The following is a 12839-nucleotide window of genomic DNA, read 5'->3' as shown; positions in this document are numbered from 1 at the left end:
GGAGAGCGACTTCGGCAAGCGTGCCTTTATGCGCATGGTCAGCCACGAACTGCGCACCCCGCTCAACTCGATCATCGGCTTTGCCGAGGTGCTGACGCATGAGCTTTACGGGCCTCTGGGCGCGCCGCAATACAGCGAATATGCCGGGATTATCCGCGATAGCGGCAAGAAATTGCTCAGCCTGTTCAATGATGTGCTGGAGCTGGTGCGGCTGGAGAGCGAGCCGGGCCTGCTGCGCCCGGAGATCGAAACCCTTCCGCCGCATATCCACGACGCAGCGCGCCGTCACGCGGCCTGCGCTAGGGCCCGCAGCGTCAATATCCTGCCCGGCCTGACCGATGCCGAACTGAGTGCGCGCTTTGACCCGCGTGGCCTTGGCCTGTGTCTCGATCACCTGATCGGTAATGCCATCGACTTTACGCCCGAAGGCCGCGACATCGAAATCACCGCCCGACCGGATGGCGAGTTTGTCGATATCGCTGTCTTCAATCCGGGCAAGGCCCCCGACCCCGCCGATATTCCGCGCCTGATGCGGCCGTTCGAACAGGGGGCCAGCGACTATAACCGCAGTCGTGAAGGCGCGGGGCTGGGCTGGTCGATCGTCAAACTGGCCTCGGAGGCGATGGGCGGCGGCTTTTCGGTGCAATCGGACCCACGCAACGGCCTGAAAGCCACGGTGCGACTGAAACGGCGCTGAGTTTTGGGTTTGAATCGCGACCGGCTAACGCGCTATAGCGACGGCATGACCGATACATTCGACGCCCGCCTGAGCGACCTGCTCGAAGAATTCGACCTCTTCGACGATTGGGAAGACCGCTATCGCTATATTATCGACCTGGGAAAAACACTGGCCCCGCTGAGCGAGGCCGAACGCAACGACGTGACGCGCGTGCGCGGTTGCGCGTCTCAGGTGTGGCTGATGATGGATGACAGTGGCGACGGTATCTTGCGTTTCCGCGGCGATTCCGATGCCCATATCGTCAAGGGGCTGATCGCCATTCTGGTGCGGCTGCTGAACGGCCTGCCGCGCGCCGAAGTGCGCGACTTTTCGATCCGCGACACCCTGACCCGTCTGGGGCTGGATGAGGCCCTGTCGTCACAGCGCACCAATGGCCTGATCTCGATGGTCGAACGCCTGAAGCAGGCGGCGGCCTGATCCGTCTGAAAAGGGTTAGGCCCGCATGCGGATATCGGCTTCGATATCACGCAGGCGACGGGCGCGGCGCTGAGCGATCATGCCCATACTGCCGATGACCGACAGGGCGGCGCAGAACAGGCCGAACTGAATGAGCCCTTCCGGGCGAAAGCCATAGGCCGTGCCGGAGGTCAGATAGCCATAAAGCAGGGCCACTGTGCCGGGCAAGGTGCCGATAGCCACACCGACCGCGCCCCACACATACTCAGTCACGTATTCGCGCCGCACTTCGCACAAGGCGTCTAGTTCTTCGTTCGACACCACGTGGCGCAGCGGCTTGTCCAGCGTGTTACGCGGAGGGTTTTTGAGCGGAGTCACCGTGGTGGGGGTGGCCTTGTCTTCAGACATAATGTGTCCTTTTCCCGAACTGTGGATATATCCTCTGCGCTGGATTTGCCAAGGTCAACCGGGTAACCGCGGTTTTTGTTAACAGTGTATTATCCATGCTATAGTTTTCGGTATTTTCGTTTCATTGCGGTACATGAATGGGTTAACCGCCGATGCGATAATAACCAGACAGGCGAGTAAAGGCCTCCGTTAATGCTTCCGGCGCACAGGCCGCCCGCGACAAAGGCCAGTCTTCCAGCCCCACCCGACGCGCCGGCCCGGCCAGATCGCCCAGCGCCACCCTCGCCTCTTCGCAGCGCCGACGCGCCTGAAGACGATAGAGCGGCAGGTCGCTGGCCGCCGTAGAGCGCCCCCCGCCACCAAAGCGGCGCCAGTCCTGAGTCAGCCGGTCGGCGGCATAGGCGGTGGCGTGGTCGCGCCGCCACTGATCCAGCGCCAGCAACTGAAGACGGTCAAAATAGCCCTCGCGGATCAGGCCGCTGAGATCATCCGGCGGCGGCATGAGGCTGAACCGCCCGTCGGCATGGCGGGTCAGCGGCCCTAACGCCTGCACGGCGCGCAGGTCTGCGGCACTCAGATGATCCACAGCCCGGCGGCGGCCATCCGCGCTCAGGCGCAGTTCGTAACCGCCCGCCACGGGTTTCAGGTGCGCCCCCGCCGCTTTCAGCCGCTCGCGCAGGGCTTCGGGTGTGCCGCGCATCAGGCGGCCCTCCGGCACGGCAGGGCCAGCCCAGAGGGCATGTCCAGCAGACAGGCCTCCAGCCGCTCGATCTGCTCGTCCCACAGGCGATTGTCGCGCAAATCCTCGATGCTGCGACAGGCATGGCCGACCGTCGTGCGGTCGCGGCCAAAGGCGGCTCCGATGCGGTAGAGCGGCCATTGCCAGGCCACCGAAATCAGATACATGCACAACTGTCGGGCACGCGCTGTGCGCGCATCCTTGCGATCCATGGCGCGGATGTCGCTGAGCGGCACGCCGGTCACCACCGACACCAAGCCCATCACATAGTCGGCCTGCGACAGGTCCGCCTGCGCCTCCGCGACGATTTCCGCCTCTGTCTGCACCCTCCGTTTCATCACGATCCCCTTTCACGAGACTCAAATGTTGCCAATTTGTTCTCATGTTAAGCGAGGCGGATATTGAGAGGATAGTTTTCCTATTTCAAGTGAAAATATGGGCAATTAAGCCTATTTTTCGCCCTTAGGTAGGGGGATAGATGGCCAGATGACCGCGGCAAAACCCCCGCGCGCAGAGGCGATTCGTCCTCTGAGTTAGGCTGGGATGACATTTTGAAATTTAACGCGGTTCTTTTCTCCTCCCCATTCTATGGGGAGGTGGCAGCGAGCGAAGCGACGCTGACGGAGGGGTATTAGCGTCCGTAAGATACCCCTCCGCCTCGTAAACTCGGCACCTCCCCATAGAATGGGGAGGAGGAAGATCGCGAAAGTTAATTCGTCCCCTGCGCCAAAGCCAAAATCGCGATGACAAAAAAAATCAGGCGGCGCGGATGCCGCTGGGGCCGGTCAGTTCCGGCTGTCCGATCAGGGCATCATGGCCCAGAATCATATCGACATTGACCCCGTCCGAGGCCAGAGGCAGACGCAGCCAGAACAGGCTCAGCGATTTTGAACCCCGCCACGCCATCGAGTGCAGCCCGACGCCGGGTTTGCGTGTACGCACCACGAAGGTGAGCTCTTCGGCCCAGTAGCGCGCTTCTTCGGGGCCATAGATGTCGGTGAACGACTTGCCCGTAATCTCCATGCCGTAGGCGGTATAGAGGTCGGTGCCGGCCAGACGCTGACGGAAGCGCTCAGGTTCATTGGCCGGATCGTCGGCCAGCACATCAATCAGGGAAATGGTCGGCAACAGCTTGCGCACACTGCACGGATCAATGTCGGCGCGCGACGGCAGGCGTCCGGGGCGGCGCAGGCTCTTCCAGTAACGGAAGACCTCTTCGTGCATGCGCAAAGCGCTCAGCATTTCCGCTGCCATGCCCGTCATAATCGCCTGAAACCTTGCCCCGTATACGAATCACTGATCTTCACCTTCTCTTAATCAGTGATTCCTTGGCAAGCAAAAAAGGGTTAACCAGAGATTTAAACCCGGTTAAGGCCGCCGCCTATCCACAGATGCGGTCTTAGGGATACGGCCCGCAGGATTTAGACTCCTTTTGTTCTCACCACACCGGGCGTTTTGTGACAAAATGCCGCCCGTATCTGTTTATGAGGTCAATAAAGCGGCAAAATCTCACGCTTTGAGCCGTCTGGTACTTTGGCGAGTCTTGTGCGGCGGGTCGCGTGAGGCGATTCTATATTTATCGCCAGCCCGTTTCGGAGGTTACCGCTTCAGGTCCTGTGCAAAAGCCAGCATGGCGGCGCGTTGCGGTACGGACAAAGCGTCTATTTCCATCGACTCCCCTTGCGACAGGGCGCGGATCATCATCGGCGTCAGGGCCGAAGAGAGCGACCAGTTCCAGTAGCGCAGCACCGTCTGGGCGCGATCCACGGCCAGGGTGTCATAGACGACCAGAACGCGCTCAAGGTCCGGATGCACCTCCCCGTCCTTTTGCCCCGGACGGCGCAGGGCCCGCCACAGGTTGCGCAGATCGGCCTTTTTCAGCCCCGTCGCCTTGCACAGAACGGCCAGCGCCTCACCGCCGCCATCCCGCAGGATCTTGGCTCCGGTCGAGGGCTTGATACCCGACAGGTAAGAGATTTCCTCGGCCGTGTGCCGCGTCATGCCGCTGCGCGCCGCCTCGGCAATGGCGGCTTCCAGGCTGGCGAACGGGCTTTTTTTCAGGGCCTCGCGGTTGCGCTGACGGCGTTCGATAAATTGCAGGGCCTTACGCGCCAGCGGGTCGCTCCACTTTTCTTTAGCGGCCATAGCAAACACATCGCCGGCGGAATCCTGCATCACTTCGCGGTTGACGGCAAAGCGGCTCAGGATGACGCGACGCACATCGGCATCGGCCCACCAGAACATCACATAGGCCGAGCTGGGGCGCAGTTCCAGCCGCCGGATCAGATGCGGCACCAGTCGGGGCGCGTCCTGACTGAGCGACACCGCCGCCTCGATGGCGCCCTGCGACAGGGTGGAGGTGCGGTTCTTTAATAACTGCTCGACCGTGTCGATATCGCCGGTGTCGGTCAGGGCTTCGGCCACCACGGGGCCGATATATTTACGCGCCGCCAGAAAGCGACAGTGGGTCGGCGTACCGCGGCGAATGCAATAGAGCAGATCGGTTTCAGCCAGCGAGTCGCAATCCTCGATCAGGAAGCGGGCGATCTCAGGCTCATCGGTAATCAGCAGGCGCACCAGCGTGTGCGGCACTTCGCTCAGCTTGCTGAGACGGCGCGCCACGCGCAGGCGCTCGCCCTTTTGCGCTTCGCGCAGCATTTCAACCAGCAGGTCGGCGGTCACCGCGCGTTCAAAGGCATTGACCCGCGTTTCCGGCAGACAGACGACGTCAGCGAGCCGTTTCAGCAGGGTCTGACGCGCCGGGAAGACCTGTTCAGGGGCCTCGTCGGCACGCACACCACCCGCGATCAGTCCGTCATCAACGGACATCTCGTCTTCCGGGCCAAGGGCTTGCGAGTCGGGGGACGTGCTCATGGGCGCACTATGCCTAGCGAGGTGTTAAAAGAGGTTAAAGCCGACCCCGAACCCCACCCCCGAACCTCATCATAGTCAGCCGCTCCCCTGTACTCAGGGGAGCGGCCTGACATTAAAGCCCGTCGAAAAGCGCCGTGGAGAGATACCGCTCGGCAAACGACGGGATGATGACCACGATGGTCTTGCCCGCATAGGCGTCCTGTGCCGCCAGACGGAAGGCCGCCTTGAGCGCCGCACCCGACGAAATACCGACGGGCAGACCTTCAAGTTGTGCCGCCTGACGCGCGGTGGCGAAGGCGTCGTCATTCGACACCTTCTCGACCTTGTCGATGACACCCTTGTCCAGAATGCCCGGCACAAAGCCCGCGCCGATGCCCTGAATCTTGTGCGGGCCCGGCTCACCGCCCGACAGGACGGGCGAGGCTTCGGGCTCAACCGCGACGACTTCGACCGAGGCCTTCTTTTCTTTCAGCACCTGACCGATGCCGGTGATCGAGCCGCCCGTACCGACGCCGGAGATCAGCACATCGACCGCGCCATCCGTATCGTTCCAGATCTCCTCGGCCGTCGAAATGCGGTGGATTTGCGGGTTGGCCGCGTTTTCGAACTGCTGCGGCATGACGGCGCCCGGCGTAGCGGCGACCAGTTCCTGCGCGCGGTTGACGGCTCCGCGCATCCCCTTTTCCGCCGGGGTCAGCTCAAGGCGCGCGCCCAGCAGCGCCAGCATCTTGCGGCGCTCCAGCGACATGGATTCCGGCATGACGAGGATCAGTTCGTAACCCTTTTGCGCAGCGACAAAGGCCAGAGCGATGCCGGTATTGCCTGAGGTCGGCTCGATGATAACCCCGCCGGGCTTCAGTTGCCCCGTCGCTTCCAGCGCTTCGATCATGGCCACGCCGATACGGTCCTTCACCGAGGCCAGCGGGTTGAAGAACTCCAGCTTGGCCAAAACCGTCGCCCTGGCCCCGTATTCGGCCGACAGACGCGGCAGCTTGACCAGCGGCGTATCGCCGATCGTGTCGAGAATGGATTCAAACACCTTGCCGCGGCCTTTGCGGGCATAGCGCGAGGCCGTCGATTGCGGTTGCGTGTCGGGCATGAAAAAACCTCCGTAACGGGTTATGATCTGACTTATCCGGGTCGGCGTCCCGCGTGGGCTAACCGGAAGGGTATGGGTATTTTGTGCGCCCCAGCCCTACAGAAGTTGGGATCGCCTGACCAGAGGCGCGAGGTCGCACCTCAGCGTTCGTCATGCGAATTTTATGGATTATAGCCGCAAGGGTGTTTCCTGATAAGGCAAATCACCTCACACATGGCGCGATCAGAACTAAACTGCCTAAACTCCCGGCCCCAACGCAGAGACTTTAAAGACCATGGATGACCTTTCGCTGACGACGCCTGAACAGGGTTCCGAAACCGAAGCTCCGGCAAAGGTCGCGCCCCTGCCCAATCCGCACGAACTGGCGACGCAACTGGTGGCCAAGCTGTGCCACGACTTCATCTCGCCGACCGGGGCCATTATTTCGGGCCTTGACCTGCTCAGCGACCCGTCGGCGCAGGACATGCGCGACGATGCGGTCAACCTGATCCAGACCTCGGCGACCAAGCTGGTCACGCTGGTCCACTTTGCCCGTGTGGCCTTCGGTGCGGCGACCTCGGCCGAAGCCTTTTCGGCCAAGGAACTGAACAAGACCCTGTCCGATGTCTTTTCGACCATGCGCGCCACGCTCGATTTCGACGTGGCTGATGAGGTCGTGTTCGAAAAGCCGGCGGCCCGCGCCCTGATGAACCTCGGCTATATTGCCGGTAACGCCTTGCCGACCGGGGGCACTGCGACCCTTCGCCGCGAAGAGACGGATGAGGCCATCACTTTGACGGCGCAATCCAATGGCCCGCGCGCGCGCCTGAAACCCGAAGCGGTTGAGGGCCTGAGCGGTCAGCCCCTGTCGGATGGCCTGAGCGGACAATGGATTCAGCCCTTCTGGCTGCACAGCGTCGTGCAGGAGGCCGGCGGCACGCTTGAGGTCACTCTGGCGCCGGATTCACTCGGCATTAAGATCGTTCTTCCAAAAAAATAACAAAGTTCACGTTTCCAGCCCTTTCTGCAAACACTCCTTTAACCAAACCATCTGATGATGGGCGGTCAAAGGTCCGACCCACGCCCTCATTTCAGGGTCGGCCATAGTGTTCTGACGGGGTGTAAAGTGGACGATCTGATTGCGGAATTCCTGACCGAGACGGCCGAAAGCCTTGAGGTGGTCGATAGTGAACTGGTCAAGTTCGAGGCCAACCCGAACGAACGAAAGACGCTCGATAATATTTTCCGGCTGGTGCACACCATCAAGGGCACCTGCGGTTTCCTGGGGCTCGGTCGCCTCGAAGCCGTGGCCCACGCCGGTGAAACCCTGCTGGGTCGCTTCCGTGATGGCAAGCTGGAGGTCACGCCGACGGCGGTGACGCTGGTTCTGCACTCCATCGACCGCATCAAGCTGATCCTCAATGGTCTTGAGCAGACGGGCAATGAGCCCGACGGCGACGATGATGACCTGATTTCGCAACTGGAGGCCATGGCCGAAGGTCGCGAAGTGGCCATCGAAACCGTTCAGCCGGTTCAGGTCCCCGACCGTCCGATCAATGCCGATATCCCCGAAGTCGTCATCGCCGAAGTCAAGCCGGAGTTGGAACGCACGCTGCGTCCGGGCGAAGTCTCGCTCGACGAACTGGAAGCCGCCTTCCTCGCCGCCGAAGCCCCCGACTGGATGAGCGATCCGGAACCGGAACCCGTGGCCGAAATCAAGGCCGAGCCCAAACCCGAACCGAAGATCGAAGCGCCGAAGATCGAGGCCCCTGTCGCGGCGGCCCCCAAGGCCGAACCGGTTGAGGCCCCGTCCGGCGCACTGGCGGCGGCGCTGGGTGACGAAAACGGCGGCATCGCCACCACCCAGTCGATCCGCGTGTCGGTCGATGTGCTGGAAGGCCTGATGACGCTGGTGTCGGAAATGGTTCTGACCCGCAACCAGCTTTTGCAGATTTCGCGTAACCGCGAAGACTCGGCCTTCGCCACCCCGCTGCAACGCCTGTCCACCCTGACCGGCGAATTGCAGGACAGCGTGATGAAGACGCGCATGCAGCCCATCGGCGCGGCATGGAAAAAGCTGCCCCGTCTGGTGCGCGACCTGTCGCACGAACTGGGCAAGAAGATCGACCTGATCATGGAAGGCGAAGGCACGGAACTGGACCGTCAGGTTCTGGAACTGATCCGCGACCCGCTGACCCACATGGTGCGCAACTCGGCCGACCACGGCCTTGAGCCCACCGAAGAACGCATTGCGCTGGGTAAGCCCGCCAATGGTCAGGTGAAGCTGGCGGCCTTCCACGAAGGCGGCTACATCGTCATCCGCATTTCGGACAATGGTCGCGGCCTGAACACCGCGCGCATCCGTGAAAAGATCGTCGAAAAGGGTCTGGCGACGCGTGCCGAAGTGGACGGCATGAACGATCAGCAGATCCACCGCTACATCTTCGCGCCGGGCTTCTCGACAGCGGCCAAGGTTACCAACCTGTCGGGTCGCGGCGTCGGCATGGACGTGGTGCGCACCAATATCGAGCAGATCGGCGGTCAGATCGACCTCAACTCGATCGCCGGTCAGGGCACGACCTTCACCATCAAAATTCCGCTGACGCTGGCCATTGTTTCGGCCCTGATCGTCGGTGCGGGTGGTCAGAAGTTCGCCGTGCCGCAAACCTCGGTCATGGAGCTGGTCCGCACCGGTACCAATGCCGAGCACAAGATCGAAAAGATCAACGACGCCCTCGTCCTGCGTCTGCGCGACAAGCTACTGCCGCTGGTGCAGCTTGGGCCGACGCTGCAACTGGAAGCCGCTACCGAAGAAAACGCCACCTTCGTCATGGTCATTCAGGTGGGCGAGCGCCGCTACGGCCTCGTTGTCAATGACGTTCTGGACACCGAAGAAATCGTCGTCAAGCCGCTGGCCTCCATCCTGCGCGACGTGGACATCTTCTCCGGGGCGACCATTCTGGGCGACGGCTCGGTGGTGCTGATCCTTGATCCGAACGCCCTGTCCGAGCGCGCTGGCAACATGCTGGAAGAAAAAGTCGAAGAATCCGCCGAAGACGCTATCGCCGAAAGCGCGCAGGGCCAGAAGGTGGCCATGCTGCTGTTCCGCGCCGGTGGCGGTGCCCCGAAGGCCGTCGAGCTGGAGCACATTACGCGCCTCGAACACATCGAAGCCGAAAAGATCGAGCGCATGGATGGCCGTGCCGCGCTGCAATACCGTGGCAAGCTGATGCCGATCCTCAACGTCGCCGATGCTTACGGCTTCAAGGAGCAGGACATTCAGCCGCTGCTGGTCTTCACCGGCGAGGGCTATGCCATGGCTCTGGCCGTCGATGAGATCGTCGATGTGGTCGAAGACTTTCTCAATATCGAACTGTCGCCGGATCGTCCGGGCGTGCGCGGCACCGCCGTCATCACCGGTCGCGCCTGCGAAATCCTCGACGTCGATCACTACCTGCTGCGCGGTCTGGCCGAACACGCCCGCCGTCAGCCCGCCCAAGACCTTATCACCGAAGCTGCCTGAGGTTCATTATGAGTATCCGTGATTACGTGACCCTGCGTGTCGGTGGCCAGCTGTTTGGCGTCGATGCCGCCCGCGTCCATGATGTCTTCCATCCGCGCGGCCTGACGCCCGTGCCGCTGTCGCGCACCGAAATCGCCGGCGTGCTGAATCTGCGCGGCCGTATCGTTACCGCCGTCTGCGCCCGCCGTCGTCTGGGCCTGTCGCCGCGCCCAGCCGATGCGCCGGAACCGCTGGCTATCGGTCTCGAAGTGCATGGCGATTCCTACGGCCTGGTCATTGACTCGGTCGATGAGGTCTTGAAGCTGGACGATGAAAAGTTCCACGCCCCGCCGGGCAACCTGCCGCCGCGCTGGGCCGAAATTATCGTCGGCGTTTATCAATTGGAAAAGGAACTTCTGATAGTTCTGGACCCGCACACCCTTCTGGACGCCGCCCACCTCAAGGCCGCCTAAGGTTTGCTGCGTGATTGACTCCGAAAAGCGGTGCCCACTTTTCGGATTGCGCTTACGGGCTCAGGAAAAAGCGATATGAAAACCTGCCTCGTCGTCGATGACAGCCGCGTTATCCGCAAGGTGGCGCGTCGCATTCTGGAAAACCTCCAGTTTGAAGTGGCCGAGGCCAATGACGGCCTCGAAGCCCTCAACTACTGCAAGTCGTCCATGCCCAACGCCATCCTGCTCGACTGGAACATGCCGGTCATGGACGGCATCACCTTCCTGCGTCAGTTGCGCAAGGAAGAGGGCGGCACCGACCCCGTCGTGGTCTTCTGCACAACTGAAAACGATCTGGCTCACATCACCGAGGCCCTGACCGAAGGCGCTTCGGAATACATCATGAAGCCCTTCGACGGTGAAATCCTCGAAGCCAAGTTCACCGAAGTCGGCCTTATCTAAGGTATTCCCAGCGTATGTCGCTTAACCCCAATCCCTCGGTATCGCTGCGCCCCCTGCGGGTGATGATCGTTGATGACTCGGCGGTCGTGCGCGGCCTTGTCACGCGCTGGATCGAAGCGGAAAGCGACATGGTCCTCGTCGGCTCCGCCACGGACGGCCAGAAGGGCATCGACAAGCTCAAGGAGCTTCAGCCCGATGTGCTGATCCTTGATATCGAGATGCCGAACATGAACGGCCTCGAAGCCCTGCCCAAGATGCTGGCGGCCAAGCCGGGCCTGAAGATCCTGATGGCCTCGACCCTGACGACGCGCGGGGCCTCGGTGACCATCCGCGCCCTCGAACTGGGGGCCGCCGACTATGTGCCGAAGCCTGACTCCGCCCGCATCGGCGGGGCAGACGGCTTCAAGAGCGAGCTTCTGACCAAGGTGCGCGCCCTGTGTGGTCGCACGCGCGCCTGGCCCAATGCCGCCGCCGCCGGTGCCTCGACCACGGCCCCCAGCGCCCCGGTTAACCTTAATACCCCCACCCCCGGCATCGTCGCGCCGATCCGCCGCATCGACCGCCCGGCCGGCTCACCGGCACCGGCACCGGCAACGCCGAACGGCCACGTGGCCGCCGCACCGCGTGTGCGGACCATGACCGGCCCGCGCCGTTGCGACATCCTGCTGGTCGGTGCCTCCACGGGCGGCCCCCCGGCCCTGCGCAACTTCCTCGCGGGTCTTGGCCCCGACTGGCGCATCCCGGTGCTGATCGTTCAGCACATGCCCTCGACCTTTACCACCATCCTCGCCGAACACCTCGACAAGGCCCTGCCTCAGACCGTGGTCGAAGCGCAGGACGGTATGGGCCTGAAAGGCAGCCATATCTATATCGCGCCCGGCGACTTCCACATGACGCTGAAAGGCACACCCGGTCAGCCGTCGCTTCGCCTCGATCAGTCGGCCCCCGTCAACTGGTGCCGCCCGGCGGTCGATCCGCTGTTTAAATCCGGCGCAGAACTGTACGGCAAGAACGTCGTCGCCGTCGTGCTGACCGGCATGGGCCACGATGGCCGTGACGGTGCGCGCGCTCTGGTCGATGTCAATGCCACCGTCATGGTGCAGGACGAAAAGTCGTCGGTCGTCTGGGGGATGCCCGGCGCCGTCGCCGAAGCCGGTCTGGCCGAATTTATAAAACCCATCGACGGTCTGGCGCAGACGTGCCGGGCCATCGCCAAAGGTGAGAGAATAATATGACCCCGGAAGATACCGAACACCTTGCCGCCCTGTTGAAGCAACGCTCCGGCCTGATCCTTGGCTCGGACAAGACCTATCTGATCGAAAGCCGTCTGGCCCCTGTGGCGCGCCGCGAAGGCTATGCCAATGTCGCGGCCCTGCTGACGGCCCTGCGCACCAAGCGCGACGAGAAGCTGATCTATACCGTCACCGACGCGATGACGACGAACGAGACCTTCTTCTTCCGCGACAAGACGCCGTTTGATCAGTTCAAATCCGACGTCCTGCCCGCACTGGCCAAGGCCCGCAGCGGCGACATCAAGATCTGGTGCGCCGCCTGCTCGACCGGTCAGGAGCCCTATTCTCTGGCCATGATGATGGAAGAGTCGCGCGCGCAGTTCCCGCGCGTCAATCTCGACATCCTCGCCACCGACATTTCCGAACGCTGCCTCGAAAAGGCGCAGGCGGGCCTCTATACGCAGTTCGAGGTGCAGCGCGGCCTGCCCATCCAAATGATGGTCAAGCATTTCGAGAAGATCGACGAAATGTGGCGCATCTCGCCCAAGATCCGTCAGGCTGTGCGTTACAAGAAGCTCAACCTGCTCGATGACCTGCGCTCCGTCGGTCGTCAGGACGTGATCTATTGCCGGAACGTGCTGATCTATTTCGATATCGAAACCAAGAAGCGCGTGCTGGAGCAGATGGCCACCCTGCTGGCCGATGACGGCTACCTGTTCCTTGGTGCGGCGGAAACCGTGCTCGGCATCACTGATGTGTTCAAGCCGATGGCGGGGATGCGCGGCCTCTATATCAAGAATCAGGCCGTAGGGGCCCAGCCGGTGCGCAAGTTCGGTAGCTGATACCAAGGGTCATTGAAAATGACTCTTGGTATTCCATTCGAGAATGTCTCATGTCACTGACACATATGAGACATTCTCGTTTCTTCAACGGCCGGATGCGGTCAGCATCTTCGGC

Annotated in this window: 14 protein-coding genes; 8 read left to right on the top strand and 6 right to left on the bottom strand. The window is 62.0% G+C overall.

Annotated elements, in window-relative coordinates; genetic code table 11:
- Positions 1–697: HAMP domain-containing sensor histidine kinase (locus Q0072_RS05860; RefSeq protein WP_298327068.1), on the top strand; the 697-nt coding region annotated here is incomplete at its 5' end.
- 45 nt (positions 698–742) lie between these two features.
- A complete protein-coding gene (locus tag Q0072_RS05855; protein WP_298327065.1) occupies positions 743–1156 on the top strand; it encodes a SufE family protein in 414 nt (137 codons plus the stop codon).
- 15 nt (positions 1157–1171) lie between these two features.
- On the opposite strand, the gene Q0072_RS05850 is transcribed toward Q0072_RS05855, so the two are convergent.
- The 6 genes from Q0072_RS05850 to cysK form a co-directional block, all read right to left on the bottom strand.
- Positions 1172–1543, bottom strand: a complete 372-nt coding sequence (locus Q0072_RS05850) for a hypothetical protein (protein ID WP_126422676.1) — start codon at positions 1541–1543, stop codon at positions 1172–1174.
- 142 nt (positions 1544–1685) lie between these two features.
- On the bottom strand, positions 1686–2243 hold the full coding sequence (locus tag Q0072_RS05845) for a hypothetical protein (protein ID WP_298327062.1): 558 nt from the start codon (positions 2241–2243) through the stop codon (positions 1686–1688).
- The gene (locus Q0072_RS05840) at positions 2243–2620 is read right to left on the bottom strand and encodes a helix-turn-helix domain-containing protein (protein WP_298327058.1); all 378 of its coding nucleotides are present in this window, start codon (positions 2618–2620) and stop codon (positions 2243–2245) included. The genes Q0072_RS05845 and Q0072_RS05840 overlap by 1 nt, the downstream gene beginning before the upstream one ends.
- Positions 2621–3038: 418 nt before the next feature.
- Positions 3039–3545, bottom strand: coding sequence for a PAS domain-containing protein (locus Q0072_RS05835; RefSeq protein ID WP_126422670.1), 507 nt, complete (start codon positions 3543–3545; stop codon positions 3039–3041).
- Between the two features lie 336 nt (positions 3546–3881).
- The gene (locus Q0072_RS05830) at positions 3882–5156 is read right to left on the bottom strand and encodes a DUF2336 domain-containing protein (RefSeq protein ID WP_298327053.1); all 1275 of its coding nucleotides are present in this window, start codon (positions 5154–5156) and stop codon (positions 3882–3884) included.
- A gap of 112 nt (positions 5157–5268) precedes the next feature.
- Positions 5269–6255 carry a cysteine synthase A gene (gene cysK / locus Q0072_RS05825; RefSeq protein ID WP_298327050.1) on the bottom strand — a complete coding sequence of 329 codons (987 nt, stop codon included), beginning with the start codon at positions 6253–6255 and terminating at the stop codon, positions 5269–5271.
- Positions 6256–6529: 274 nt separating this feature from the next.
- Here cysK and chpT point away from each other — a divergent pair, with 274 nt between their 5' ends.
- The 6 genes from chpT to Q0072_RS05795 all read left to right on the top strand — a co-directional run bounded on the left by chpT (position 6530) and on the right by Q0072_RS05795 (position 12724).
- Positions 6530–7234, top strand: coding sequence for a histidine phosphotransferase ChpT (gene chpT / locus Q0072_RS05820; protein ID WP_298327047.1), 705 nt, complete (start codon positions 6530–6532; stop codon positions 7232–7234).
- A 126-nt stretch (positions 7235–7360) separates the two neighbouring features.
- Positions 7361–9757, top strand: a complete 2397-nt coding sequence (locus Q0072_RS05815) for a chemotaxis protein CheA (protein ID WP_298327044.1) — start codon at positions 7361–7363, stop codon at positions 9755–9757.
- An 8-nt stretch (positions 9758–9765) separates the two neighbouring features.
- Complete coding sequence (locus Q0072_RS05810; RefSeq protein ID WP_013478136.1) at positions 9766–10209, top strand: chemotaxis protein CheW; 444 nt, start codon at positions 9766–9768, stop codon at positions 10207–10209.
- 75 nt (positions 10210–10284) lie between these two features.
- A complete protein-coding gene (locus Q0072_RS05805; RefSeq protein WP_013478135.1) occupies positions 10285–10650 on the top strand; it encodes a response regulator in 366 nt (121 codons plus the stop codon).
- A gap of 14 nt (positions 10651–10664) precedes the next feature.
- Entirely contained in the window at positions 10665–11885 is a 1221-nt protein-coding gene (locus Q0072_RS05800; protein WP_298327036.1) for a chemotaxis response regulator protein-glutamate methylesterase, read from the top strand.
- Complete coding sequence (locus Q0072_RS05795) at positions 11882–12724, top strand: protein-glutamate O-methyltransferase CheR (RefSeq protein WP_298327032.1); 843 nt, start codon at positions 11882–11884, stop codon at positions 12722–12724. Before Q0072_RS05800 ends, Q0072_RS05795 begins: the two co-directional genes overlap by 4 nt.
- Positions 12725–12839: the final 115 nt, after the last annotated feature.

The sequence above is a fragment of the Asticcacaulis sp. genome (assembly GCF_027484505.1).
Lineage (GTDB): Bacteria > Pseudomonadota > Alphaproteobacteria > Caulobacterales > Caulobacteraceae > Asticcacaulis.
This window is presented reverse-complemented; position numbering and strand designations above follow the sequence as displayed.

Excerpts from the sequence above, each read along its gene's own strand:
- Q0072_RS05855 (WP_298327065.1), top strand. The coding sequence starts at position 743 with ATGACCGATACATTCGACGCCCGCCTGAGCGACCTGCTCGAAGAATTC.
- Q0072_RS05850 (WP_126422676.1), bottom strand. The coding sequence starts at position 1,543 with ATGTCTGAAGACAAGGCCACCCCCACCACGGTGACTCCGCTCAAAAAC.
- Q0072_RS05845 (WP_298327062.1), bottom strand. The coding sequence starts at position 2,243 with ATGCGCGGCACACCCGAAGCCCTGCGCGAGCGGCTGAAAGCGGCGGGG.
- Q0072_RS05840 (WP_298327058.1), bottom strand. The coding sequence starts at position 2,620 with ATGAAACGGAGGGTGCAGACAGAGGCGGAAATCGTCGCGGAGGCGCAG.
- Q0072_RS05835 (WP_126422670.1), bottom strand. The coding sequence starts at position 3,545 with ATGACGGGCATGGCAGCGGAAATGCTGAGCGCTTTGCGCATGCACGAA.
- Q0072_RS05830 (WP_298327053.1), bottom strand. The coding sequence starts at position 5,156 with ATGAGCACGTCCCCCGACTCGCAAGCCCTTGGCCCGGAAGACGAGATG.
- cysK (WP_298327050.1), bottom strand. The coding sequence starts at position 6,255 with ATGCCCGACACGCAACCGCAATCGACGGCCTCGCGCTATGCCCGCAAA.
- chpT (WP_298327047.1), top strand. The coding sequence starts at position 6,530 with ATGGATGACCTTTCGCTGACGACGCCTGAACAGGGTTCCGAAACCGAA.
- Q0072_RS05810 (WP_013478136.1), top strand. The coding sequence starts at position 9,766 with ATGAGTATCCGTGATTACGTGACCCTGCGTGTCGGTGGCCAGCTGTTT.
- Q0072_RS05805 (WP_013478135.1), top strand. The coding sequence starts at position 10,285 with ATGAAAACCTGCCTCGTCGTCGATGACAGCCGCGTTATCCGCAAGGTG.
- Q0072_RS05800 (WP_298327036.1), top strand. The coding sequence starts at position 10,665 with ATGTCGCTTAACCCCAATCCCTCGGTATCGCTGCGCCCCCTGCGGGTG.
- Q0072_RS05795 (WP_298327032.1), top strand. The coding sequence starts at position 11,882 with ATGACCCCGGAAGATACCGAACACCTTGCCGCCCTGTTGAAGCAACGC.